Here is a 25,021-nt window from a genome sequence, read left to right on the forward strand (position 1 = left end):
CCAAATGACCAACGGATCCCACCTTTACGGGGGTCCGCATCACAGATAAGGATCGACGCGTGAGTCAACTCCGAGCGCTGTTGGTCGGCGGCAGCGGCCCGACCGGCCCGCACGTGGCCGCCGGGCTCGCCAAGCGCGGCTACGCGGTCACCCTGTTGCACCGCGGCACGCACGAGTTGCCGGAGCTGAACAGGTTCGAGCACATTCACGCCGACCCGCACTTCCGTGAATCGCTGGACGAGGCGCTCGCCGGGCGCTCGTACGACGTCGTGGTCGCCGCGTACGGCCGGCTCCGGGTGGTGGCCGACGCCGTCGCGGGGCGCTGCGGCTCCCTGGTCGCCGTCAGTGGGCTGCCCGCCTACGCCGGCTACCACGAGCCGGGCCGCCTCGCGCCGCACGGAATGCCGGTCCAGGCCCGGGAGGACGCCGCCGACATCGGACGGGCGACGCGGCCCGAGGACGTGGCGGCGGAGGGCGGCGGCGAGGCGTTCTCCCGAAAGATCCGCGCGGCGGAGCACCATGTGCTCGAGCTGCACGAACAGGCCGCCTTCTCCGCCTCGATCTTCCGCTATCCCTCGATCTACGGACCGCGCCAGGTCTACCCGCGGGAGTGGTCGGTGGTCCGGCGGGTCCTCGACGGGCGCGACCGAATCATTGTGGCCGACAACGGACTTACCGTCACGATGCGCTGCGCGGCGGTGAACGCCGCTGCGTACCTACTCGCGGCCGTCGACCGGCCCGACGCCGCAGCCGGTGAAATCTTCAACATCGGCGACCGCGACCAACTCTCGATGCGTCAGTGGGTCGAGGTCTGCGCGGCGGCGGCCGGAGGCGCGCTGCGCCCGGTCTCGCTGCCCTTCGACCTGGCAGGCCCCGGCCGTGGTCTCTACCCGCTCTCCCACGACGATCATCTGCTGGTCGACGTCCACAAGGCCGCCGACCTGCTGGGCTACGTCGAGCCGACGCCGGCCGTGGTGGCGTTGGCCGAGACGGTGCGCTGGTACGTCGAGCATCCGCCGGTCGAAGGGGCTGCCGATGCGCTGGCCGATCGCTTCGACTACGCGGAGGAGGACCGACTCGTCGAGGCGTACCGTCGCGCGACGGCGGCCCTGCGCGCCGAGCAGCCGCCGGCCGCGAGGGTCGTGCACCCGTATGCCCACCCCAAGGTCGCCGGGCAGCGCGACCACCGCGACCGATGAGCCTGGTCAGCGAGCAGATGCGAGCCTCGCTGGGGGCTGTGGCCGATTGGCGGGTGTCGTTCCCCGTCGCCGCCTCCGACATCCGGCGGTGGGCGATCGCCGTCTACTACCCGGATCCGCCGCCGGCGCGTTTCGTCGCCCCCGGCGGCGGACTGCTCGTGGCGCCCGAGGAGTTCAATCCCTTCGCCTGGGTCGTGGCCGACCGGATGGTGCCCGCGGTGGCGCCGTTGCTGCGCGACACCGACCGGCTGGAGAAGGCGATCGGCATCGCCGGCCCTGGACTGCGACACCAGATCAACGGAGGCAGCGAGGTCGTCTACGGCGCCCCGGTACGTCCGGGCGACGTGATCCGCTCCGAGACCCGTCTGCACTCCTACCGCGAGAAGACCGGGCGGATGGGGCCGATGCTGGTCACGGTCATCGAGGTGGAGTGGACCAACCAGGACGGCGCTCGCGTCAAGCTCGGCCACGACACCTCGATTCGCTACTGATCCGGAGGAGCCACGATGAGCGCGAGAGTAGAGGTGCGGGTCGGCGACGTGATCGCCGCCGGTGCGCGCCGCACCGGATACCCGGAGTGGAACCGCTTCGCGGCCGTCAACGACGAGTTCGTGCCGATCCACATGGACGACGACGAGGGTCGCAGAGCCGGCTACCCCGGTGCCATCGCGATGGGCAGGCTGCACTGGTCCTACGCTCACCGGATGCTGCGCGAGTGGCTGCCCGGGGCTCGGGTGGTCGCACTGGCCCTGCAGTTCCGCGGCCCGACGCTGCGCGGCGCGCTCTTCGACGTCAAGGCCCGCGTCACCGAGGTGCGCGAGGAGGCGGGAGACCGTCTGGTCGACCTCGCGCTGTGGATCGAGGACGAGGCGGGCACCGTACTCGCGCCCGGTACGGCGACCGTCGCGGTGCCCTGAGGCGCCGCGACGGTCGCGCGTCAGCGCCCGCGGATCAGCGGTAGCCCACACCCGCGACCGAGTGCATCGGCTCGCCCACGACGACCACGCCGGCGCCGATCAGCTCCTCGATCTCCGCACCCGACAGTCCCGCCTCGCCGAGCAGTTCGCGACTGAACTCGCCGTGGCCGGTCGCCCGCATGACCGGGTACGGCGCATGGCCGCTGAAGGTGACCAGGCGGTGGGGAAGGAAGGTCGAGTTGCCGTCCGGCCAGACCAGCTCCGTGACGTGGCCGTCGGCCAGCAGCTCGGGGTCGTCGACCACCTCGCGGAAGTCGCGTGCGCGGACCGCGGCGCCGCCGGCCCTGGTCACGGCTGCCACTGTTTCGGCCGAGGTAAGCGCGCTGATCGCCGTCCCGATGAGCTCGGCGAGCGCATCCGCACCCACCTCGGCGCGGGAGACCTCCGGCAGCAGCCCTGCGTCGACCGCCTGCGCCGTCGAGTGCAGGTGCACCCTGACCCAGCCGTCCGCGCACGGGTAGAACCGGGACAGCGGCCCGGGCCCGGGAAAGTCCCGGCCACCGGTCTCGGCGGCAGGCCGGCCGGCGTAGCGGACCAGCTCACCGCTCTGCATGAACGTCGCGGCGACGGCCAGCGAAGAGGTGACGTGCTGACCGCCGCGGCCTGCGGCACGCTGATAGAGCGCCGCGCAGGTGCCGAGCGCGGCCAGGCACGCGACCGTCACGTCGTTGATCGCCAGCGTGGAGAAGACCGGCTCGGCGCTGCCACCCTGGGCCTTCATGATCCCGGTCAGCGCCTGGACCACCGGGTCGTAGCCGGGCCGGCTGCCGAGCGGACCGTCGGCGCCGTACCCGGTGATCGAGGTGGTGACGATGTCGGGTCGGCACTCGGCGAGCGTCGCGTGGTCGATGTGCAGGCGCTCGAGGACGCCCGGTCGGTAGTTGTCGAGCACGACGTCGCTCGCCGTCACGAGCCGCAGGAAGGCGTCGTACCCCTGCGGATCGCGCAGGTTGATGCCGAGCCCGCGCTGGCCACGGGCGATGCCGTAGCCACGCACCCGCAGCTCGTCTCCGGTCACCGTCTCCACCTTCGCCACGTCCGCGCCGAGCGCGGCGAGCAGCATTCCGGCGTACGGTCCGGCCAGCACCGTGCCGAGATCGGCGACCTTGATGCCGGCCAGGGGACCGGTTCCGGTGGGCGGCGCGTCCAGCGGCGAGGGGAGGCCGGCGCGCGGCTCGGCCCAATCGGCGTCGTCGGCGAAGATCCGCGCCCGGTGCTCGCGAAGGCCACCGCGGGACAGTTCGGCGCCGACCCCGCCGGTCACAGCGTCGCCGACGAGCGGGTCCTCGAGCTCGACGCGCTGGCCCAGCGCGGCGACCTGCGGATGGTCGAGCCAGTCGTCGCGGTCGCCCACGAGGCTGACCGGGCACCCGGCGGCGGTGAGCTCCTCGAGCCACACGGCGCGGGTACGGCGCGAGAACGCCTCGGCCAGTCGCGCGCGCACCCAGTCCCTGTTGCCGGGTGCGTAGAGCCGCTCGCGCACACCGTCGATGCGCGGGTCGACGACGATGTCGGTGGTGCCGAGGTGCTCGAACGCGATGTCCTGGAACTTCGAACCCAGCGCGCCCAGAAACAGCCACTCGCCGTCGGCGCAGCGGTATGTCCCGAACGTCGGGTTGGGGCCGCCGGGGCCGACGGTGGTCGCCGGGAGCGGCTCGGTCGGGCTGACCAGCATGGTGGTGATCGTGGTGACCATCGAGCCGTGCAGCGGGTCGACCACCACCCGCTGACCGCGGCCGGTGCGGATCTTCTCGACTAGCGCGGCGATGCCACAGGTGGCGCCCCAGGCGCCCTGCATGGACGACAGGAAAGGGTAGACCTCGTCGACCGGCCCGCCGCCGAACGAGGTCTGCCGCCGCGCTGCGCCGAAGTCGGCGGAGACCATCCGGTCGCGGGTGTAGGGGTCGAGCCCGTCCTGCTCGTCGTGCCACAACGGCAGGTGCAGGTGGACCAGGCCGGCCGGAGGCTCGTCGTCCAGGCCGAGGCCCAGCGCGGCCGCCGTGCGCGCATCGGTGGTGAGCACCAGGTCGGCGTCCGCAACCAGGGCCGAGCCGCGCTCACGCGGCACGATCGTCTTGTTGCGATGCCAGGCCACGGCCCCGGGCAGGTCCGCGTCCGAGGGATCGTCGAGCCGGATGACCTCGGCGCCGTAGTCGCCGAGCGCCATCCCGGCCAGCGGGCCCGCCACGCCCCGGCTCGCGTCGAGCACCCGCACGCCGTCCAGTGCCGGACGCTCCGAGGTCATCTGGGTCGTGTCGTCCACGGTCAGCCTCTCGATCTTCATAATAGTTCTGCTAACTATGTGCAATCTACATCACTAGTGATGGAAGCGGTTAAACAGTTGTGTTCAAGACATGGTTGAATCGAAGAACCCCGACACGTCCCAGGAGGCGCACATGGTCCGCGAGCTGAACCACTGGATCGACGGCAAGAGCGTTCCGCGAGGAGATCAGGAGGCGCTGACCGTCTCCGGCCCCTTCGACCGCAGCCCGATCGCCCGGATCGCTCTCGGGAGCCGCGACCACGTCGACCTGGCAGCGGACGCCGCACGTCGTGCCGCCCGCGCGTGGGCGGACCGAGCACCGGTCGAGCGTGGCCGGCTGCTGGCGGCGGTCGCGCGTGCGCTGCGCGAGCGGGCCCAGGAGTTCGTCGACGTCGAGGTCGAGGAGACGGGCAAGCTCGTCGCCGAGATGCGCGGCGGCCTCCAGGTCGCCGCCGACTACTTCGAGTACTACGGCGGCGTGGTCCGGGCACTGTTCGGGGAGACGATCAACCTCGGCGCCGGCGATCACGCGTTCACCAGCCGCGAGCCGTACGGCGTGGTCGCGGTGATCACCCCGTGGAACGGGCCGCTGACCCAGGCGGCCCGCGGTCTGGCGGCCGCACTGGCCGCCGGCAACACCGTGGTGATCAAGCCCTCGGAGTTCACTTCCGGCACCACGGTGATGCTGGCGCAGCTCTGCGAGGAGGTGGGCGTCCCGGCCGGCGTGGTCAACGTGGTGCTGGGTGCGGGGCCGGAGGTCGGCGGCACCCTGGTCGAGCACCCGTCGGTGCGACTGGTCGCGTTCACCGGCTCGGTCGTCACCGGCAGGCGGGTGGCCGAAAGCGCTGCCCGACGGCTGATCCCGACGATCCTGGAGCTGGGCGGCAAGTCCGCTAACGTGGTCTTCTCGGACGCCGACCTGGATCGGGTGGTCGACAGCGCGCTGACCATCTGCACCGGCGCGGGTCAGCAGTGCGCGGCGCTGAGCAGGCTGCTGGTTCAGGACGAGATCCACGATGCGCTGCTCGAGCGCGTGGCGGCACAGATGCGGGCCAGGGTCCCGGGGGAGCGGCTGGCGCCGATGACCACGGAGGCTCAGTTCGAGAAGGTGATCGAGTATTTCGACGTCGCCGCGCAGGACGGCGCCCGTCTGGTGACCGGGGGGCACGCCGCGGGCGGCGCGCTCGCGGCGGGACGCTACGTGGAGCCGACGGTGTACGCCGACGTCACGCCCGAGATGCGGATCTTCCAGGAGGAGGTCTTCGGTCCGGTCCTCGCCGTGAGTCGCTTCGCGACCGAGGGGGAGGCGATCGAGCTGGCCAACGACTCCGAGTACGGCCTGGTGGCCGGCGTCTGGACCGGTGACTCCGCCCGCGCCCTGCGGGTGGCCTCGCGGCTCGAGGCCGGCCAGGTGATCGTCAACGGCGGTCGCACCGGGATCGAGACGCCGTTCGGCGGCTACAAGGCGAGCGGGCTGGGGCGCGAGAAGGGCTTCGAGTCGCTGCTGCACTACACCCAGCTGAAGACCACCGTCGTCTCGACCCGGTGAGCACCGGTTCCGCAGGGACACCGCGCAGCGGTGTGCTATCCATGCGCCATGTCTCGTGACCAGGACCTGACCAGCGTGGACGAGCTGCTGCTGCGGCTCGTCCGTTCGGTGCGCCGACCGTCGTACCGCCGGCGCATCCTCGAGGGCGTCTCACACATCCCGGGGACCGAGGCGCTGCGCGTGCTGCGCGCTGTCGAGCTGCGCGAGCAGCGCGGAAAGCTACCTTCCATCAGCGATGTGGCCGATGATCTCGAGATCGAGCAGTCGACCGCCAGCCGTGCGGTCAACGCCGCCGTCGAGCGCGACCTGGTGGTCCGGGCCCCCGACGCCGACGATCTGCGTCGTGTCGTGCTCCGGCTCACCGAGTCCGGACGGGGCGCGCTGAGCACGGCCACCGCGAACCGGATGGCGCTGATCGAGGAGATCACCGCCGACTGGCCGGCCGCGGACCTGCATGACCTGGCCCGGCTGCTCGAGCGGTTCGTGGCTCGCTACGAGGCCGTCGAGCCGCCGCTCTGACCGATCCACCCCACGCTATCATGTTGCACATTATTTACATGCAGCATACATGCATCTATGGTTTCATCATTGCTCCATAAGAGAACGGCAGGGGAGAAGTGATGAGCACAGTTGAGTACGACCTCGTGATCCGCGGTGGTGAGGTGCACGACGGCACCGGCGCCGAGGGAGTGATCGCCGACATCGCGGTCAAGGACGGTGTCATCGTCGTCGTCGGCGAGGTCGCCGGACGTGGTGCCGAGGAGATCGACGCGGCCGGCCGGATCGTGACGCCGGGCTTCGTCGACATCCACACCCACTACGACGGGCAGGCGGTCTGGGACGACGCCACCGCCCCCTCGTCGCACCACGGCGTGACGACAGTGGTGATGGGCAACTGCGGCGTCGGCTTCGCTCCGTGCAAGCCGGAGCACCGCGACGGGCTGATCGAGCTGATGGAGGGCGTCGAGGACATCCCGGCACCCGTGATGCACCAGGGCCTGACCTGGACGTGGGAGACATTCGCGGAGTACCTCGACGTCCTGGAGCGCACCCCGCGCGACATCGACATCTGCGCACTGGTGCCGCACGCGCCGGTTCGAGTCCATGTGATGGGGGAGCGGGCGTTCAAGCTGCTGCCGGCGCTGCCCGAGGACGTCGAGCAGATGCGCGTCATCGTCGCCGACGCGATCCGCGCCGGCGCGTGGGGCGTGTCGACCAGCCGGTCGACGGCGCACAAGAGCGTCGCCGGGGACTACACCCCGACGCTCCTCGCCCGCGAACGTGAGATCGTCGGCCTGGCCATGGGCATGGCCGACGCCGGCCGGGGTCTGTTCGAGTTCGTCGCCGAGGTGCAGGACCCCGACGTGATCGGCGAGTTCGAGATGGTCCGCCGCGCGCTGAAGAAGTCGGGGCTGCCGGGCGTCTACAGCCTGGTGCAGAGCGGTCAGACGGCGGATGCGAACCAGGACCTGTGGCGTGACCTGCTCGCGTACTCCGGGGCGGCGAAGGACGACGGCGTCGACCTGCGCCCGGTCGTCGCGCCGCGAGCGGTCGGCCTGCTGATGGGGCTGGAGGGAAGCCAGAACCCGTTCTCGGCCACGCCGAGCTACCGCGCGATTGCCGATCTTCCGCTCGTCGAACGGGTGGCGCGAATGCGCGATCCCGAGGTGCGCCGCCGGATCCTCTCGGAGGATCCGTACGCCGAAAGCGCCTGGCCGCTACTGGAGTTCCTTTCCTACAGCCGGATGTACCGCTTCGAGAACCCGCCGAACTACACCCCCGACGTCGCCAACTCGCTGCAGGCGATCGCCGACCGCGAGGGGCGTCCGGTGCAGGAGGTGGTCTATGACGTCCTCCTCGAAGACGAGGGGATGGGCTTCATCCACGTCCCGTTCGCCAACTACGCCAGCGGCGACCTGCGGGTCTGCCAGGAGATGCTGGAGGACCCCAACTCGATCATGGGCTTGGGCGACGGTGGCGCGCATGTCGGCTTCATCCTCGATGCGGGCTTCCAGACCTGGATGCTGACCTACTGGGTCAAGGAGCGCGGGGTCATGGCGCTGCCGGAGGCGATCCGCCGGATGGCCTCCGACACCGCGGACGTGATGGGCCTGGCCGACCGCGGCCGGATCCGCGAGGGACTGCGGGCCGACCTCAACGTGATCGACCTCGGCCGGCTCACCTTCGGCTCGCCGTACATCGCCCACGACCTGCCCACCGGCGGAAAGCGGCTGATGCAGAAGGCAATCGGCTACGAGCACACGATCGTCGCCGGCCAGACCGTCTACCGCAACGGCGAGGACACCGGGGCCCGACCGGGACAGCTCGTCCGTTCCGGTCGCTGACGGCGCTTCGCCGGGCCGGCCCTGGGGTCTGCCCATCAGGATGTCGATGGCGTCGACGGCCCGGCGAAACGGCCGTGCTCACGGCGCGAGCGTGCCGCGCTCGTCGGTGAGAAGCGGGCGGTCGTAGGAGGTGTCGCTGCGGTCGCGCGCGACAGTGCCGTTCCGCCTGCGGTCGACCGGCGGCAGGTCGGGGGTCGTGACGCCGCCGGTCCACTCGACCATCGAGATGCGGTGGGCGATGCGCCACTCGCCGTCGCGGCGTTCGAACCGGTCGACGTAGCGCCCACCGTGCAGCGTGACGGGCGTGCCCGACCGGTTCTGCCCGACCATCACGAAGTAGGTCTCGGTGTGGGCGACGTCGCCGTCGATCTCGCAGGTGTGGTTGGTGATGTAGTGCTGCTCGCCGTGATGGCTCGCCCGGTGGCCGGCGAACGCCCAGGGGATGAACTCCTCGACGGTGCCGCGGAAGATGCCGTGGTCGTCGATCGCGCCGGGGTGGTACGCGGAACGCAGCAGGTCCTCGTCGAGCCGGTCGACGCCGCGGGTGTAGCGCAGCAGCGCATCGTGGATCTCCTGGCGGTCGAGCAGGTCCTGCAGGCGGCGGGGGTCGGGCGCTCGGTGGCGTGTGTCGGTCGTGGTCATATCGATGACGTTAATGATGTTGAAGTTGTCATACAATGGCTTCCGGCCGCTATCGTGGCCGGATGAGCGACTTTCCTGTGATGAACTACCGTCTCCTGGGCCGCAGCGGCCTGCGGGTCTCCGATCTGGCCCTCGGCACGATGACCTTCGGGGCCACCACCGGCTGGGGGGTCGAGGAGCAGACGGCTCGCGAGCTCTACGAGCTGTACCGCGAGGCGGGCGGCAACTATCTCGACACCGCCAACCAGTACGCCGCCGGCGCGAGCGAACGGATCGTCGGCGAGCTGGTCGCGGGTCACCGCGACGAGGTGGTGATCGCCTCGAAGTACACCAACGCCGCGCCCGGCAACGGCGACCCCAACGCCGGCGGCAACCAGCGCAAGAACATGGTCACGTCGGTGGAGGAATCCCTGCGCCGACTGGGCACCGACCATCTCGACCTGTACGTCGTCCACTCCTGGGATCTGCTCACGCCGGTCGAGGAGGTGATGCGCGGTCTCGACGACCTGGTGCGTGCGGGCAAGGTCCTCTACCTCGGTGTCTCCAACACCCCGGCCTGGGTGATCGCCCGCGCCAACACCCTGGCCGAGCTGCGTGGCTGGACTCGGTACGTCGGCCTGCAGATCGAGTACAGCCTGCTCGGCCGCAGTGCCGAGGCCGAGTACATGCCGATGGCGGCCGATCTCGGGCTCAGCGTGCTGGCCTGGTCACCGCTGAAGAATGGTCTCCTCACCGGAAAATACGCCGGCGGAGGCGGACAGGACTCGAGGCTGTCCAGCGAGGTGTGGGGCTCTCCGGCGATGGCGTGGGCCGACCCCCATGGCAGTGCTGCGGGGCCGGTCGTCGAGACTCTCACCGCAATGGCCGCCGAGCTCGGCGTGACCCCGGCCCAGCTCGCGCTGGCGTGGCTGCGTCACCGGGAAGTCCACGTGGTGCCGATCGTGGGTGCCACCAGTGCGGGCCAGCTGCGCGACAACCTCGGCTGTCTGCAGCTGGCGCTGACTCCGGAGCAGGTGGCGCGGCTCGACGAGGCGAGCGCCGTACCGCTGGCCTATCCGCATCACTACCTGGCCAGCCCGATGGCTCGCTCGTACCGCTCCGCAGGCATGTACGACCGGATCGCCCGGTGACGGTGCCACCCTCGCTGCAATTGTGTTCTTGCTTACTATCAATTATGTTATAGAAAAATAAACATAATACGGAGAAGGTTTGACATGACATCGATGCTGGAGCGAGCGGAAACCAACGGTCTGCCGATCCATCGCCTCGACCTGGAGACCGACGAGCGACTGGGCATCGACCCCTTCGCCGTCTGGGATGAGGCGACCAAGGTCGGCGGCCTGTTCTACAGCCCGGTCAACCGCGGCTATCTGGTTGCCGCCGACTACGACACGGTCAAGCACGTGCTGCAGGACCCGCACACCTGGTCGAACCTGCCGAGCTCGATCGTCTACACCAAGCAGGAAGTCATCCTCGACGTCCCGCCGATCACCATGGACCCGCCGGAGCACACCAAGTACCGCAGGGCGCTCGCACCGCTGTTCGGGCCGAAGGCCGTGGCACACCTCGAGCCACGTATCAGCGAGATCTGCCACGAGCTGATCGACGCGATCGTGGCCAAGGGCAGCTGCGACTACGCCAAGGACTTCGCCGCCAAGCTGCCGGCTCTCTTCTTCCTCGAGTGGCTGGGCATCGGCACCGAGGACGTCGACCGGATGTTCCACCTCGCCGAGCGCGCCACCTTCGAGTTTCCCACCCAGGAGGAGCGAGACGACATCGAGTCGCAGATCGACACGATCGTGCGCGGCGCGATGCACGACCGGCGCACCAACCCGCAGCCGGGTGACCTGGCCACCGCATTCGTGAACATGCGCGTCGACGACGAGGAGATTCCCGAGGACCTGCTCGTCGGGATGGCGAAGCTCGCGTTCATCGCCGGCCAGGAGACCACGTCCAGCCAGCTCGGCTTCATCATGTGGCACCTCGCCAGGAACCGGGCGGATCGGCAGTTCCTCATCGACGACCCGACACGCATCCCGGGGGCGATCGAGGAGCTGATGCGCTTCTACAACACGGGCGGCTCGGCGGGCCGGGTGGCCAAGCAGGATGCCGAGATCAACGGGTTCCCGGTCAAGGCAGGTGACCGGATCTTCATTGCCCGCTGCGGCGCGGACCGACAGCTGGCCCCCGACGTGCAGCTGACTCGAACCGGCGTTCCACACTCGGCCTTCGGCCTCGGCGTGCACCGCTGCCCGGGCTCCCACGTCGCCCGTCTGGAGATGCGCATCGGGCTCGAGATCTGGCACGAGCGGATCGGCGAGTACCGGATTCCCGACGACTTCGTCGAGAACTACCGGTACGGCAGCTTCATGCAGCAGCTCCACCACCTGCCCCTCGAGTTCGAGGTCGCGTCCCGCTGAGGCGGGCGCACCCGACCCCGATACCCGAACTCACGAAAGGGAATCACGATGACCGAGAGCACCACCGACGAGAAGCAGCGCCTGCGACTGCGCATCGACACCGACCTGTGCGTCGGCCACGGCCGCTGCTACACACTTGCGCCCACCTGGTTCGACACCGACGACATCGGCTACGGGCAGGTCAAGGACGTCGCGATCGGCCTCGACGAGCGCAGCGCGGCCGAGGATGTCGCGGCCGCCTGCCCGGAGGGCGCGATCAGACTCGACGTGTCCTGAGGCTTTCGCCGGGAGTCCGGAAGGACTCCCGGCGAGCCGGACGGTACGAACCGGACCGCATGAACGAGAGGAGCCCGGGCCGATGGCCCGGGCTCCTCTCGTTCGGTTCGCGTCGCCGTCAGCGCCGCTCGGCCAGGATGATGTCGGCGGCGATCCACGCCAGCGCCATCGTGGGCGCATTGTTGTTGCCCGACGGCTGATCCGGGAAGACCGACGCGTCGATCACCCGCAGTCCCTGCGTGCCCCGGACCCGCAGCGAGGCGTCGACCACGTCGTCCTCGTCGGGGCCCATCGCGCAGGTGCCCAGGCCGTGTGCGCCGGCGTTGCCCTGGTTGATGCCGTACTGGATGATCTCGTCGTCCTCGGCGATCTGCGGTCCGGGCTGGAGCTCCTCGACGACGTACTTGGCGAACGGCGCGGTCGCGGTGATCTCGCGCGCCTTGCGCAGCGCCTTGACCAGCATCCGCCTGTCCTCTTCGGTGCTGAGGAAGTTGGGCTCGAGCCGCGGTACGGAGTCCAGCCCGGGGCCGGTGATGTGCAGCGAGCCTTGACTGGTCGGGTACATCGGGAGCGCGACGTACTTGGCGCCGGGGAACGTGTCGACCACCATCCGGCCGGTCATCGGATTGACATCCGAGGTGGAGATCGGGGTGAAGAAGCACTGCGTGTCGGGGTACTCCGAGGCCGGGTCCGACTTGTAGATCGCGCTCAGTGCGTAGCCGCCGTGCGCGATCATGCCGCGACGGGTGAGCAGGTACTTGAAGCCGGACCACAGATAGCGGGGGGTGGAGGAGGCCTCGGTGTTGTAGCCCTTGACACCGGCGAGCCGGTACTGCAGAAGGATGCCGCGGTGCTCCTTGAAGTTCTCCCCGACCTTGGGGCTGGCCACGCGGCACTTCACGCCGGCCTTCGCCAGGATCTCCGGGTTGCCGATACCGGAGCGCTCCAGCAGCAGCGGGGAGTCGAAGGCGCCGCCGGCGACCAGCACCTCGCGGCGCGCGGTGTAGGTGACCAAACTGCTGTCCTTGCGCCGGCAGGAGACGCCGGTGACGCGGGTGCCGTCCAGCACCAGCTGCTCGGCCTCCGTATGGGTGACGACGGTCAGGTTCTTGCGGCGCCGGGCCGGGCGAAGGTAGGCGCGCGCCGCGCTCATCCGGGTGCCCTTGCGGGTGTTGGAGGCGACGTAGGACGTGCGCTCGCCGCCGCTGCCGTTCATGTCCTCCTCGAACGGCACCCCGTTCTGCGCGAAGGATGCGATCAGTGCGTCGCAGGTGGCCTCGCGGGGACCGGCAATCTCGATGTCGACCGCGCCCCCACCGCCGCGGGTGGCGCTCGGCCCCAACTCGTGGCGCTCCATCTTGCGGAACGCGTCGAGGAACCGCTGCCAGTTCCAGCCGGTGTTCCCGGCCTTCTCCCAGGCGTCGTAGGAGTCGGCCCAGCCGCGGTTCCAGACCATGCCGTTGATGGTCGTCGAGCCGCCGATCACCCGGCCGCGCGGCAGGTGCTCCACGTGGCCGTCGGGGAACTGCACCGTTGCGAACGTCTTGGAGTACTTGCGGTTGGTGAGGGTGAAGTAGAAACCCTTCGGCACCAGGTGGATCAGATTCGCGTCGCCGCCGCCCGCCTCGATGAGCAGGACGGCGTTGCGCGGGTCCTCGGTGAGCCGGCTGGCCAGGAGGCAACCGGCCGCGCCGGCGCCGACGATGATGTAGTCGAAGCTCGTGGACTTCGGTGGGCGGGGCATGCGGTGTCCTTTCGGCGCTCTCAGCGCAGGTTGCGGAAGGTGGCGCGGATGTCGGTCACCACGTCGTCAGGTCGCTCCATCGCGCCGAAGTGGCCGCCGACCTCGTGCACCCGCTGGTGGGCGATCTCGGCGTACATGGCGGGCAGCCAGTCGAACGAGGCCCCCGGTGGGTTGTCGTCGCGGAAGATCGACAGACCGGCCGGGGCCTGGATTGCCGGCGTGCGGTCATGGTCCGGCTGCCACGGATGGGTGGCCGCCTCGTAGTAGAACCGCGCCGCGCTGGGGTAGCTCTGGGTGATCCAATAGAGCATCGTCGAGGTGATCAGGAAGTCCGGGGGGAAGACGTCCTCGAGCGGCTGTGCCGGGTCCATCCAGGCGAGCCTGCGTTCGGTGAGCCAGGCGAGCAGGCCTGCGGGGGAGTCGTTCATCCCGTGCGCGATGGTCTGCGGATGCACGATCTGCGGCACGAGGTGGCCGACCCGGCGCTTCTCCCACGCCACCACCGCGGCGCGGTTCTCCGGGGCGGCCGCGTCCGCGGCCTTCTGCAGCAGGTTCCACGGCCGATCGGAGTTCCAGCCGGCGGGGAACGAGATCAGGCTGGTGAGGTGGATGCCGAGCACATGGTCGACGTACTTGTGGCCGAGCTGAGCGGTGACCTGGGCGCCCCAGTCACCCCCGTGCGCAGCGAACCTCTTGTAGCCGAGGACGTCGCGCATCAGCCGCACCCACAGGTCGGCGGTGGTGACGAAGTTGACGCCCGCGCGGCTCAGCGGCGAGGAGAACGCGAAGCCCGGCAGCGAGGGGATCACCACGTCGAACGCGTCGGCCGGATCCCCGCCGAAGGATGCCGGGTCGGTGAGCGGGCCGATCATCCGGTGGAAGTCCCAGAACGTCCACGGGAAGCCGTGGGTGAGCAAGAGCGGCGTCGGGTCGGGGCCGATGCCGCGGACGTGCACGTAGTGGATCGGCTGGCCGTCGATGTCCACGCGGAACATGGGCAGCTGGTTGAGGGCGCTCTCCTGGGCCCGCCAGTCGTAGCCGGTGCGCCAGTACTCGACCAGGCCCTGCAGCCGTTCGGTGGAGACCCCGTAGCGGCCGTCGCCGTTACCGATGTCGGGCGCGAACCGGGTCGCCGCCAGCCGGCGGTCGAGGTCGGCGAGATCCTCGTCGGACACGTCGACTCGGAAGGGAACGGGCGAGGTCATGGTGCTCCTGGGCAGCTGGGACGGTGGAGATGGTGGGGTGCGGGTCACGGACCGGGGCAACATCACGGCCCGTGACCCGCCGTCGAGGGGCCGGTCTCAGTGGACGAGGAACCCGCGGTAGTTGTCGTCGCGGGCGTTCTCGAGGTTCTGGACGAACTCCGGCAGCGATCCGATGTAGGCGACGTAGACGCGGGGCTTCCCGGGAATGTTGTCGCCGAAGAAGATCGACTTCGCAGTGGCCTGCAGGGTGCCGGCGGCGGTGTCGGCGACCTGCTTCGTCCAGACGGCCTCGGCCTCGGGGTCGGCGTCGATCCGCTGCCAGCCCTTCGTGAAGAAGTCGTCGACGACCTTGGTGACCCACTCCACCACGGGCTCGGAGCAGCGTGGGCCGTTGCCGTGGCCGCCCTTGCCGTGCGGACCACCCTCGATGAAGAGGTTCGGGAAGCCGGCGACCTGCATGCCCATGTACGTGTGCGGGCCGTCCTTCCACTTGTCGCGCATCGTCTGCCCGCCGATGCCGCGGATGTCGATCTTGTTCAGCGCACCGGTGAAGGCGTCGAAGCCGGTGGCGAAAATGATCGTGTCCACCTCGATCTCGCCCTGCTCGGTGAGGACGCCCTTCTCGGTGATCTCCGTGATCGGGTTCTCCTTCAGCAGGACCAGGTCGACGTTGTCCTTGTTGTAGGTCTCGTAGTAGTTGGTCTCGCAGGGCACCCGCTTGGTGCCGAAGTAGTGGTCGTTCGGGATCAGTTTCTCGGCGATCTCGGGGTCGTTGACACGCTCGCGGATCTTCTCGGCGAGGAACTCGCAATAGATCTTGTTCGCCTCGGCGTCGTAGGCCAGGTCGTTGTAGAGCCCGATCCACTTGGTGAAGCCCGGTGAGTTGAACGCCTCCTCGTAGCGGGCGTCTCGCACCTCGGGCGCGACCTCGGTGGACTTCACCGGGTCCCAGCTGTGCAGGAAGCCGCTGAAGGTCTGCCGCAGGTACGGGAACATGTCCTGGTAGCCGGCGCGGATCGTGGCCATGTCGTCGTCGGAGAGCGGTCGGTTACGCAGCGGGACGGCCCAGTTGGCGGTGCGCTGGAAGACCGTCAGGTGGCCGGCGGTCTTGGCGACCTCGGGGATCACCTGGACGCCGGTGGCGCCGGTGCCGATCACCGCGATCCGCTTGCCCTCGAAGCCGATCTCCTCGTCCTTGGGCCACAGCGAGGTGTGGTACCACTCGCCCTCGAACCGATCCAGGCCGGGGATGCGCGGGAAGTTCGGGTCGGAGAGGATGCCGGTCGCCATGATCACGAAGCGGGCGCGGTACACCTCGCCTGTCGTCGAGTTCAGCGTCCAGCAGTTGGTCTCCTCGTCGAAGACCATGCTCTCGATCCGGGTGTCGAAGTCGATGTCGCGACGCAGGTCGAGTTTGTCCGCGACGTGGTTGTAGTAGGACTCGAGTTCGGGCTGGCCGGCGAACATCTCCTTCCAGCGCCACTCCTCGAGCAGCTCCTCGTCGAAGGAGTACTGGTAGGAATGCGACTCCGAGTCGAGCCGGGCGCCGGGATAGGCGTTCCAGTACCAGGTGCCGCCGACCCCGGAGCCGGCCTCGATGACCCGAACCGACCGACCGAGCTCGCGTGCCAGCTTCAGCTGGTACATCCCGGTCAGGCCGGCACCGACGATGACGACGTCGTAGGAGCGCACTCCCGCCTCGTCCGGCTGACCTCCTGACACGTCGGGCCTGGTCGCGATCTCGGTCATGGTTCCTCCAATAGAAGTCGGTGCCGACGGCCGGTAGTGCGCGGCCAGTCGTGGTAGTCCAACCCTGATGCTATCCGGTATCTCGTCCAAAACACCACAGTCGGATGAGTGTAAACATAATAGTAGGTGGTTGACGTCTCGGATTGCGGCACAAGGCCGAAGCTCCTGTGGGCCGGTCCGAGCCTATCCTCCAAGCATGTTATAGTAATGGTACTAACGAGTTATGTTGCAGCTGGGAGGTCAGTCCTGTGAGAGTGGGCATCATTGGTGCAGGTATGTCGGGGCTGTTCCTCGCGCATCACCTTGCCGAGGCCGGGATCGAGTATCAGATCTTCGAGAAGCGGGCCGGCGTCGGTGGCACCTGGTACGACAACACCTACCCGGGTCTGCACGTCGACGTGATCACCCGCTCCTACGAGTTCCCGTTCGCGCGGAAGAACTACTGGTCGAAGCGGTATGCGCCGGGCACGGAGATCCGCCGCTACCTGACCGACTTCGCGCGGGAGAGGGACGTCGTCCGACACGTGCGATTCAACACCGAGGTGCGGCAGGCCGAGTGGGAGGACGACGCCTGGACGCTGACCCTGCCCGACGGCAGCACCGAGGTCTTCGACGTCGTCGTCGCCGCGACCGGGTTCCTGCACGTGCCCAAGCGACCGACCTTCCCGGGCACCGACACGTTCGAGGGCCACAGTTGGCACTCCTCCGAGTGGGACCACGGCGTCGACCTGACCGGCAAGCGGATCGGCGTCGTGGGCACCGGCTCCAGTGGCATCCAGATCGTCAGCGAGCTGGGCAAGCAGGGCCACGACGTCAAGCACTTCATCCGAACGCCGCAATGGATCCAGATCCGGCAGAACAAGAAGATCTCGCCGCTGGAGCGGGTACTGCTGCGGGTGCCCGCGCTGGCCGGCTACTGGGACCGACGGGTCGCCACGCTGCGCGTGGCCACCGAGGGCTCGGAGACCTGGCGGCTGATCCCCGGCGACGAGCGGACGGTCCAGACCCAGCGCTTCTACGACGAGCTGGCCGAGGCCGTCCCGGACCCTGTCCTGCGGGAGAAGCTCACGCCGAAGGACCCCCCGGGCTGCAAGCGGATCCCGAAGTCGCCCGACTACTACCAGGTCGTCCAGCGGCCCAACGTCACACCGGTCTTCGGCGGCGTACAGCGGGTCGAGCCGAACGGCATCGTGGACCCCGACGGCACACTGCACGAGCTCGACGTGATCGTCTACGCGACCGGCTTCGACACCCACGCCTACATGCGGCCGATGGAGGTCGTCGGACCCGGTGGCCTGACCATCGAGAAGATGTGGGCCGACGGCGTCTACAGCTACCGCGGCATCGGCCTGCCGGGCATGCCCAACTTCTTCCTGCTCAACGGCCCGTTCGCCCCGGTCAACTCGGTGGCCATCCCGACCTGCCTGCGTGACGAGGTCGGTTTCCTGATGCAGCTGCTGGCCACCATGCAGCGCGAGGGGCGGGCGCTGGCGCCTTCCGCGGAGTCGACCGCGGCCTTCTGCGACACCGTTCGGTCGGCGCTTCCGGGCACCACCTATTCGCTGTGTGACAACTGGTACACCGACAAGGGCGGGGTCGCCATCATCTGGCCCTTCACCCGCCAGCAGCACGCCGATCAGTACGCCGCCGCCGACATCGCCGACTTCGAGCGGTTCCCGGCGCGTCGCGAGCTTGCGGCGCCCGTCCGAGCCTGACGGCACTGGATCGCGTCCTGACGAAATGACTGGAGAACCCCGATGACTACATCCCAGACAACCGAAGACCAGGCCAAGCCGGGTGCACTCGCAGGCATACGCATCGTCGAGGTCGGCGACCGGATCGGCGAGTACTGCGGCATGGTGCTGGCCGGCCTCGGCGCCGAGGTGATCAAGGTCGAGCCCCCCGAGGGTGCCGAGAGCCGCCGGATGGGTCCGTTCGTCGACGACGTGCCGGACCCCGAGCGCTCGCTGCACTTCTGGACCTACAACCGCGGCAAGCGCTCCGTCGTACTCGACCTCGAGACGCCCGAGGGCCGAGCCGGGTTCGTCGAGCTGGTCGGCGCCGCCGACGTGCTGCTCGACGCGACGCCGCTGGGCTACCTCGAGGAGCGGGACCTCGGCAGCGCCACGTTGCGCGACCGGGACCCCGCCCTCGTGGTCGCGCGGATCACCCCCTTCGGCGAGGAGGGGCCGCGCAAGGACTGGAAGGCCAGCGACCTGGTCCACCTCGCCCTCGGTGGCCAGGTGATGAACAACGGCTACGACCCGGACCCGTCGGGGAAGTACGACCTGCCGCCGGTGGCACCTCAACTGGACCACTCCTACGCCGTTGCCGGCGAGCAACTCGCCTTCACCGTCGTCGCCGCGCTGATCAGCCGGCGTCGCACCGGCCAGGGGCAGCACCTCTCCTGCGCGGTGCACGAGGCGATGGCGAAGAACACCGAGGGCGACCTGATGTCGTGGGTCTGCCTGCGCACGCCGTTCCACCGCCAGACCTGTCGACACTCCGCGCCCGGGGTCTCCATCCACCGCTCGATCTTCCAGACCAAGGACGGCCGCTGGATCCTGGCCTCCACGCGCAACGCCAAGCTGCTCGGCCCGTTCCTGGACAGCTACGGGATCGGCGACGAGATCAGCGACGGCAGCGACGAGAAGACCAAGGACTCCCGCGTGCTGCCGGGCATGGAGGGCGGCGCCGCTCGCAACATGGACGCGGTCGAGCACACCGTGCGCCGCTACCTCTTCGACGACGTACCGTGGCGCGAGGCCCAGGAAGCCGGCCTCATGTGGGTGCCGGTGCGTAAGCCCCACGAGTCGGCGTACGACGAGCATTGGCTCGAACGTGGCACCTACGGTGACATCGAGCACCCGGAGTTGGGTCGCTCGCTGCGATACCCGCTGAGCAAGTGGATCTCGACCGAGAACGGCTGGGTCACGCCCACCCCTGCCCCCAAGCTGGACGAGCACCGCGACCTGCGGTTGAGCCTGACACCCCGGCCGATCGAGCGGGTGCCGCTCCTCCTGCCCGAGCGGCTCTCCACCCATGGCAAGCCGTGGGCGCTCCAGGGGGTACGCATTCTCGACTTCACCTGGATGCTCGCCTCGGCAGGCGCCACCCGGTTCCTGGCTTCCCTGGGCGCCGACGTGATCAAGGTCGAGTGGCACAAGAACCTCGACCCGCGCCGCGGTGGCAACCCGGTCGGCGGACGCGCGGCGCGCGAGCGGGCGACCGGCCCGGTGCCCTCGCAGTGGCCTGCCGACCTCGGCGGCCCGGTCGGCGCGCAGTACAACAACAAGAACCCTGGCAAGCGCGGCATCTCGCTCAACGTGAAGCACCCCAAGGGCCTCGAGCTGGCCCGCCGGATGGTCGCGGAGAGCACCATCGTCGCCGAGGGCTTCTCGCCGGGCGTGATGGAGAGCTGGGGACTGGGCTACGACGAGCTGCGCAAGATCAAGTCCGACATCATCTATGCCAAGCAGTCGGGCATGGGCACGAAGGGCATCTACGGCCGGTTCCGCACCATCGGTCCGGTGGCACAGGCGTTCGCCGGCACCTCGGAGATGAGCGGCCTCGGCGACCCGTTCCCGCCGGCCGGCTGGGGCTACTCCTACCTGGACTGGTACGGCGCCTACAGCTTCGCGCTGGCCCTCCTGAGCGCCGTGTACCACCACGACGTGACCGGGCAGGGACAGGCGATCGACGCCTCGCAGAGTGAGGTGGGCATCTTCATGACCGGCGTTCCGGCCCTGGACTACCAGATCAACGGGCGGGTCTGGGAGCGGGCGGGCAACCGCTCGCCGTACGCGACCGCCGCGCCCGAGGGGCTGTACCGCACCCGGGGGGACGACCGCTGGATCGCCATCACGTGCCAGAGCGAGGGCGACTGGATCGCCCTTGCCAAGGAGGCATGCCATGTCGAGTGGCTTTCGCAGGCGGAGTTCGCGACCGCCGAGGACCGGCACCGCAACCGCGAGGCGCTCGACGCGCTGATCCAGGGATGGACGTCGGAGCAGGAGCCGTTCGAGCTGATGCAGCGGCTCCAGGCGGTCGGCGTACCCGCCGGTGTCGCCCAGACCGCGCAGGATCGGGTGGAGAACGACCCGCAGCTGGCGGCGATGGAGTGGCTGACCGAGCTCGACGCCACCAACTTCGGCCACTGGCCGGTGGCGGCTCCCTCGGTGAAGATGAGCGACACCCCGCAGCACGCAGGCGGCCAGGTCGGCCGAGGCGCCCCGACGTACGGCGAGCACAACTACGACGTCTACGAGGAACTGCTCGGGCTGAGCCGCGACGAGGTCGACGAGCTGGCGGCGGAGGACGCGATCTGATGGCGGCAGCACAGCTCGGCGGCGCGATCCGCGGGCGGACCGCGATCGTCGCCGCCGGCAACACCGCCCAGGGCACGATCCCGGGCATCTCCGCCGACGAGCTGGCGGTCGAGGGTCTGCGGATCACCCTGGCGGAGGCGGGCATCGACAAGTCGGAGATCGACGGGCTGATCACCTGCAAGTCCTTCGGCGGGTTCGGGATCGACACCGAGATCGGCCGGCTGGCGGGCCTCAACCCGGCCTACAGCGCCACCCTCGACTACGGCACCTGCAACTTCTCTCTGCACCTGGCCTGCGCGGCGATCGACGCGGGTCTGGCGAGCGTGGTCGCGATCGTCTACGGGACCAACCAGCGCAGCGCAGGGAACAAGTTCGGTCATCCCCTGGGGCGCCAGGACGAGGCGTCGGTCTACGGCTTCCTGAACGTCGCCGGGCCGGCGGCGATGGCGTTCCGCAGGCACCAGCACCTCTACGGCACCACCGAGGCGGATCTGGCCGAGATCTCGGTCTCCCAGCGCCGGTATGCGGTGGACAACCCGTTGGCGATCTTCCGGGAGCCGACGTCGGTCGAGGACTACCTGGCGGCGCCGTACCTGGTGGCCCCGTTGCGTCGCCCGGACCTGTGCATGATCTCGGACGGCGCGGCCTGCCTGATCGTGGCTCGGGCCGATCGGGCGGCGGAGCTGACCGACAAGCCGGTGCACGTGATGGGCATCGCCCAGCAGACCGGTCTGCGCGACCGGCAGAACGCCGACCAGTGGCTGCGGCCCTGGATCCAGCAGGTGGCCGAGCGGATCTATCCGGCCGCCGGCATCGAGCGGGAGGCGGTGGACGCCCTCTACATCCAGGACCCCACGAGCATCTGGGTTCTCCAGATGCTCGAGTACTACGGCTTCGTCGAGCCGGGCGGTGTCGGTGAGGCGTTCCGGTCGGGTGCCGTCGGCCATGGTGGGCGGCTTCCGCTCAACACCAACGGTGGGCAGCTCTCCGAGGCGTACATGTGGGGCTTCCTGCACCTGTGCGAGGCGGTCAGACAGCTGCGCGGCGAGGCGGGGGAGCGACAGATCGAGGGCCTGCGCACGGCGCAGTACTGCTCGACGTTCGGATTCATGAAGGCAGCCAGCACAATCTTGTCGACGGAGGCGTCGTGAGCGGATATGAGACCCCGGAGACCCAGGACGACTCCCGGTTCTGGGACGCGGCCGCGGAGGGCAGGCTGGTCTTCCAGCGGTGCGATAGCTGCGCATTCGTGCGCTGGCCTGCCGCCGGCGTCTGCCCTGAGTGCATGGACCGCGGGTATACGTGGGAGGAGGTGGCTCCGCGAGGCACGGTGTGGAGCTACGCCGTCTATCACCGGGCCTATGCCGGTTACCTGCGCGAGCGGGTCCCGTACGACGTGGCCCTGGTCGAACTCGAGTGCGGGGTGCGGCTGCTGACCACCCTGACCGGCTTCGACGACGGCGCCGACCCGATGGGCGCTGCGGTCGTCGCGCGCTTCGAAACGGTCGGCGAGCACCAGCGCGTGCCGGTTTTCGGGCCGGCCTGAGGCCGACGTCGCCGAGGTGGTGCTCTTCCTCGGCGACGCCCGGGAGTCGAGAGTAGGCCGGTCAGCGACCGGGCAGAATCGCGGGCACCGCCTGGTAGAAGAAGCCCACGCCCACGTGGTCCGAGCGCACCGTGCGATCGAGGTCGATCCGGTGGCCCGGCAGCAGGTCGAGGACGGCCTCCACCTCCAGGCGGAGGACCGATCGCGCCAGGTGCAGGCCCATGCAGCGGTGCACGCCCCAGCCGAATGCGACGCTCTTGGATCGATCGCGATCCAGGTCGATCCGCTCCGGGTCCGGGAAGGCGGCGGGGTCGTGGTTGGCCGCCATGTTGACGAACAGCGCCCAGTCGCCGGTCCGCATGCTGACCTCGCCGAGGTGGGTGTCCTCGGTGACCCGTCGGGCCACGGCGGTGACGGGCGTGTAGATGCGGATCACCTCGTCGATGGCGGCCGGGATCAGGTCCCGGTCGGCATCGAGGCGCTCGTGGAGTTCGGGCTCCCGCGCCATCTGCACGAGTAGTGCGGTGAGCGCGCCGCTGGTGGTGTGGAAGCCGGCGAGCAGGAGGAAGACGACGGTGTCGCACACCTCCTCGTCGTTCATCGGCTCGCCGTCCACGATCGGCTCGGTGGCGAGCACTGTCATCAGGTCCGCACGAGGATGCGTCCGCCGGTCCTCGGCCTCGAGGAGGATCTGCTCGCGGATCCAGCGGTTGCCCGCGGCGTTCTGCTCGATGATCGAGGGATCGGTGCTCGCCTGGTTGCGCAGACCGCGTGCCATTACGTCGAGCAGCTCCTCGCGCCGGGACCTGTCCCAGCCGAGGATGCCGAGCGTGACGGCGCCGGGGGAGACGTCCGCAAGGTCGGAGACGAAGTCCCAGCTGCCGCGGTCCGCGAGGCCGGTGACGATCTCGGTGACCAGGGTCGCGATCTCGGGCTCGCGCCGGGCCACCTCTGCCTTGCTGAACCACGTGTTCAACACCCGCCGGTACGTCGAGTGCAGCGGCGGATCGACGCCCACCGGGATGTGGCGGGTGCCGAACGGGTTGGCCGGGATGGCGGGACCGAAGCTCGAGGAAAACCGGCCGTAGTCGGCCAGTCCGTCGATGATGTGCTGGTGGTCGGTGACCACCCAGAATCCGTCGTGGGCGGTCGACCAGGCGACCGGCGCCTCGGCGCGCATATCCGCCAGTGTCTCGAACGGACGCAACGCGAACTCCGCCGAGTGGTGTGAGAAGTCGGTGACGGTCAGGTCGGACATCGCGGCTCCCGGAGGTAGTGGTCAGGGCTGGTCGGTGACGCTGATGGCCAGGCGCGGACAGCCGTCGACCGCGCGCTCGACGAGCGCGCGGTGGTCCTCGGACACCTCGCCGTCGGGTCGGAGGGCGTCGGCGAGCACCCGGGCCTGGTCGTTCTCGTCGAGGTCGAAGGTCAGCGGAGCGAGCGCCTCGCACACGGCGTTCCCCTCGCACAGCTCCCGGTCGATGCTGATCCGCATGCTCACGCCTCCTGCGGCAGATCGGCGGGCACGGACAGGTAGAAGTAGCCCTGACCCATGTGATGGGAGAGCACCGAGTTCTCCAGGTCGATCCGGTAGCCGGGCAGGAGGTCGAAGACGGCCTCCACCTCCACCCGCAGGATGAGCCTGGCCAGGTGCAGGCCGAGGCAGCGGTGCACGCCCCAGCCGAACGCGACGCTCTTCGCACGGTTGCGGTCGAGGTCGACTGCCTCCGGGTCGGAGAAAGCGGCCGGGTCGTGATTGGCCGCCATGTTCACGAAGAGCGTCCAGTCGCCCTCGCGCATCCGGACGCCGCCGAATTCGGTGTCGGCGGTGACCTTGCGTGCGTGTGCGGTGGCGGGAGAGTAGATCCGGATGATCTCCTCGATCGCGTTCGGGATCAGGTCGCGGTCCTGCTGCAGTCGGACCTTGTCGTCGGGGTGGCGCTCCAGGTGGGTCATCAGCGCAGTGAAGGCGCCGCTGGTCGTGTGGAAGCCGGCGAGCAGGAGCAGAACGACGCAGTCGCACAGCTCCTCGTCGGTGAGCGGCCGGCCGTCGGCGATCGACTGGGTGGCGAGCACCGTCATGAGGTCGTCGCGCGGCGTGGCACGGCGGTCGTCGGCCTCGGCGAGGATCTGCTCCCGGATCCAGCGGTTGCCTGCGGCGTTCTGCTCGATGACGTCGGGATCGGTGCTGGCCTGGTTGCGCAGCGCCTGGGTCATCACGTCGAGCAGCTCCAGCCGCCGTTCGGTGTTCCAGCCGAGGATGCCCAGCGTGACGGCGCCCGGTGAGACGTTGGCGAGGTCCGCGACGAAGTCCCAGCTTCCGCGCTCGGCCAGGTCGGACACGATGCCGCGCACCATCTCCTCGATCTGCGGGGTGCGGGCGGTGATGTTCGCCTTGCTGTACCAGTCGTTGAGCACCTTGCGGTACACGCTGTGCACGGGCGGGTCCATGGCGACCGGGATGTGACGGGTGCCGAAGGGGTTGTCGGGGATCGCCGGCCCGGACGAGGAGGAGAACGTCGCGTAGTCGGCGAGCCCGTCGACGACGTGCTCGTGGTCGGTGACCACCCAGAAGCCGCCGTGTGCGGTCGACCAGGCGATCGGGGCCTCGTTGCGCAGCTCCTCGAGCACCTGGAACGGGTGTTCGGCGAAGTGTGGTGAGTGGTGGTCGAAGTCGGTCAGGACGGCGTCGGTGGGGGCGGTCATCGGTCTCCTCGGGCACTCCGGGTCAAGTCACTACAATGTTTCAACACAACTGTGGCATCAGTGGAAAATCTT

21 protein-coding genes are annotated in these 25,021 nt (G+C 69.3%); 13 read left to right on the forward strand and 8 right to left on the reverse strand.

The features are described 5' to 3' along the window. Nucleotides 1-59: 59 nt before the first annotated feature. The 3 genes from P3H15_RS26640 to P3H15_RS26650 are packed head-to-tail and all read left to right on the forward strand — an operon-like array spanning nucleotide 60 to nucleotide 2,116. Nucleotides 60-1,199 (forward strand): NAD-dependent epimerase/dehydratase family protein, encoded by a 1,140-nt coding sequence (locus tag P3H15_RS26640; RefSeq protein WP_276139979.1) that lies wholly within the window; start codon nucleotides 60-62, stop codon nucleotides 1,197-1,199. Continuing rightward, the gene (locus P3H15_RS26645; RefSeq protein ID WP_276139980.1) at nucleotides 1,196-1,690 is read left to right on the forward strand and encodes a MaoC family dehydratase N-terminal domain-containing protein; all 495 of its coding nucleotides are present in this window, start codon (nucleotides 1,196-1,198) and stop codon (nucleotides 1,688-1,690) included. The genes P3H15_RS26640 and P3H15_RS26645 overlap by 4 nt, the downstream gene beginning before the upstream one ends. A gap of 15 nt (nucleotides 1,691-1,705) precedes the next feature. Further along, a complete protein-coding gene (locus tag P3H15_RS26650) occupies nucleotides 1,706-2,116 on the forward strand; it encodes a MaoC/PaaZ C-terminal domain-containing protein (protein WP_276139981.1) in 411 nt (136 codons plus the stop codon). A 34-nt stretch (nucleotides 2,117-2,150) separates the two neighbouring features. Here the strand turns inward: P3H15_RS26650 and P3H15_RS26655 are convergent, their stop codons facing one another. After that, nucleotides 2,151-4,460: a CoA transferase gene (locus tag P3H15_RS26655; RefSeq protein WP_276139982.1), complete on the reverse strand. Its 2,310-nt coding sequence runs from the start codon at nucleotides 4,458-4,460 to the stop codon at nucleotides 2,151-2,153. Nucleotides 4,461-4,530: 70 nt separating this feature from the next. On the opposite strand from P3H15_RS26655, the gene P3H15_RS26660 reads away from it, so the two are divergent. The 3 genes from P3H15_RS26660 (at nucleotide 4,531) to P3H15_RS26670 (ending at nucleotide 8,333) form a co-directional block, all read left to right on the forward strand. Then, nucleotides 4,531-5,988 (forward strand): aldehyde dehydrogenase, encoded by a 1,458-nt coding sequence (locus P3H15_RS26660; RefSeq protein WP_276139983.1) that lies wholly within the window; start codon nucleotides 4,531-4,533, stop codon nucleotides 5,986-5,988. A gap of 48 nt (nucleotides 5,989-6,036) precedes the next feature. Then, nucleotides 6,037-6,507 (forward strand): MarR family winged helix-turn-helix transcriptional regulator, encoded by a 471-nt coding sequence (locus tag P3H15_RS26665; protein ID WP_276139984.1) that lies wholly within the window; start codon nucleotides 6,037-6,039, stop codon nucleotides 6,505-6,507. 101 nt (nucleotides 6,508-6,608) lie between these two features. After that, nucleotides 6,609-8,333, forward strand: coding sequence for an amidohydrolase family protein (locus P3H15_RS26670; RefSeq protein WP_276139985.1), 1,725 nt, complete (start codon nucleotides 6,609-6,611; stop codon nucleotides 8,331-8,333). Nucleotides 8,334-8,411: 78 nt separating this feature from the next. Here P3H15_RS26670 and P3H15_RS26675 read toward each other — a convergent pair whose 3' ends face one another. Further along, entirely contained in the window at nucleotides 8,412-8,975 is a 564-nt protein-coding gene (locus P3H15_RS26675) for a nuclear transport factor 2 family protein (RefSeq protein ID WP_276139986.1), read from the reverse strand. Nucleotides 8,976-9,037: 62 nt separating this feature from the next. On the opposite strand from P3H15_RS26675, the gene P3H15_RS26680 reads away from it, so the two are divergent. The 3 genes from P3H15_RS26680 to P3H15_RS26690 all read left to right on the forward strand — a co-directional run bounded on the left by P3H15_RS26680 (nucleotide 9,038) and on the right by P3H15_RS26690 (nucleotide 11,671). Beyond that, on the forward strand, nucleotides 9,038-10,105 hold the full coding sequence (locus P3H15_RS26680) for an aldo/keto reductase (protein ID WP_276139987.1): 1,068 nt from the start codon (nucleotides 9,038-9,040) through the stop codon (nucleotides 10,103-10,105). 84 nt (nucleotides 10,106-10,189) lie between these two features. Next, nucleotides 10,190-11,395 carry a cytochrome P450 gene (locus P3H15_RS26685; protein ID WP_276139988.1) on the forward strand — a complete coding sequence of 402 codons (1,206 nt, stop codon included), beginning with the start codon at nucleotides 10,190-10,192 and terminating at the stop codon, nucleotides 11,393-11,395. Nucleotides 11,396-11,443: 48 nt separating this feature from the next. Continuing rightward, on the forward strand, nucleotides 11,444-11,671 hold the full coding sequence (locus P3H15_RS26690) for a ferredoxin (RefSeq protein WP_276139989.1): 228 nt from the start codon (nucleotides 11,444-11,446) through the stop codon (nucleotides 11,669-11,671). A 118-nt stretch (nucleotides 11,672-11,789) separates the two neighbouring features. Here P3H15_RS26690 and P3H15_RS26695 read toward each other — a convergent pair whose 3' ends face one another. The 3 genes from P3H15_RS26695 to P3H15_RS26705 all read right to left on the reverse strand — a co-directional run bounded on the left by P3H15_RS26695 (nucleotide 11,790) and on the right by P3H15_RS26705 (nucleotide 16,369). Further along, the gene (locus P3H15_RS26695; RefSeq protein ID WP_276139990.1) at nucleotides 11,790-13,415 is read right to left on the reverse strand and encodes a GMC family oxidoreductase; all 1,626 of its coding nucleotides are present in this window, start codon (nucleotides 13,413-13,415) and stop codon (nucleotides 11,790-11,792) included. Nucleotides 13,416-13,435: 20 nt separating this feature from the next. Next, nucleotides 13,436-14,620 carry an epoxide hydrolase family protein gene (locus tag P3H15_RS26700; protein WP_276139991.1) on the reverse strand — a complete coding sequence of 395 codons (1,185 nt, stop codon included), beginning with the start codon at nucleotides 14,618-14,620 and terminating at the stop codon, nucleotides 13,436-13,438. Between the two features lie 96 nt (nucleotides 14,621-14,716). Beyond that, the gene (locus tag P3H15_RS26705) at nucleotides 14,717-16,369 is read right to left on the reverse strand and encodes an NAD(P)/FAD-dependent oxidoreductase (RefSeq protein ID WP_276139992.1); all 1,653 of its coding nucleotides are present in this window, start codon (nucleotides 16,367-16,369) and stop codon (nucleotides 14,717-14,719) included. Nucleotides 16,370-16,623: 254 nt separating this feature from the next. On the opposite strand from P3H15_RS26705, the gene P3H15_RS26710 reads away from it, so the two are divergent. From P3H15_RS26710 to P3H15_RS26725, 4 genes are read left to right on the forward strand one after another with little or no spacing between them, the layout of a single operon-like run. Continuing rightward, the gene (locus P3H15_RS26710) at nucleotides 16,624-18,084 is read left to right on the forward strand and encodes an NAD(P)/FAD-dependent oxidoreductase (protein WP_276140050.1); all 1,461 of its coding nucleotides are present in this window, start codon (nucleotides 16,624-16,626) and stop codon (nucleotides 18,082-18,084) included. A 42-nt stretch (nucleotides 18,085-18,126) separates the two neighbouring features. After that, complete coding sequence (locus P3H15_RS26715) at nucleotides 18,127-20,697, forward strand: CoA transferase (protein ID WP_276139993.1); 2,571 nt, start codon at nucleotides 18,127-18,129, stop codon at nucleotides 20,695-20,697. Then, entirely contained in the window at nucleotides 20,697-21,848 is a 1,152-nt protein-coding gene (locus P3H15_RS26720) for a thiolase family protein (protein ID WP_276139994.1), read from the forward strand. The genes P3H15_RS26715 and P3H15_RS26720 overlap by 1 nt, the downstream gene beginning before the upstream one ends. Further along, a complete protein-coding gene (locus P3H15_RS26725; protein WP_276139995.1) occupies nucleotides 21,845-22,243 on the forward strand; it encodes a Zn-ribbon domain-containing OB-fold protein in 399 nt (132 codons plus the stop codon). Before P3H15_RS26720 ends, P3H15_RS26725 begins: the two co-directional genes overlap by 4 nt. 61 nt (nucleotides 22,244-22,304) lie before the next feature. On the opposite strand, the gene P3H15_RS26730 is transcribed toward P3H15_RS26725, so the two are convergent. The 3 genes from P3H15_RS26730 to P3H15_RS26740 are packed head-to-tail and all read right to left on the reverse strand — an operon-like array spanning nucleotide 22,305 to nucleotide 24,949. Beyond that, complete coding sequence (locus P3H15_RS26730) at nucleotides 22,305-23,501, reverse strand: cytochrome P450 (RefSeq protein WP_276139996.1); 1,197 nt, start codon at nucleotides 23,499-23,501, stop codon at nucleotides 22,305-22,307. 21 nt (nucleotides 23,502-23,522) lie between these two features. Next, nucleotides 23,523-23,738: a ferredoxin gene (locus tag P3H15_RS26735; RefSeq protein WP_087557781.1), complete on the reverse strand. Its 216-nt coding sequence runs from the start codon at nucleotides 23,736-23,738 to the stop codon at nucleotides 23,523-23,525. A 2-nt stretch (nucleotides 23,739-23,740) separates the two neighbouring features. After that, entirely contained in the window at nucleotides 23,741-24,949 is a 1,209-nt protein-coding gene (locus tag P3H15_RS26740) for a cytochrome P450 (protein WP_276139997.1), read from the reverse strand. Nucleotides 24,950-25,021: the final 72 nt, after the last annotated feature.

Origin of the sequence: Rhodococcus sp. T2V, from assembly GCF_029269925.1 — a bacterium.
GTDB lineage: Bacteria > Actinomycetota > Actinomycetes > Mycobacteriales > Mycobacteriaceae > Rhodococcus_F > Rhodococcus_F koreensis.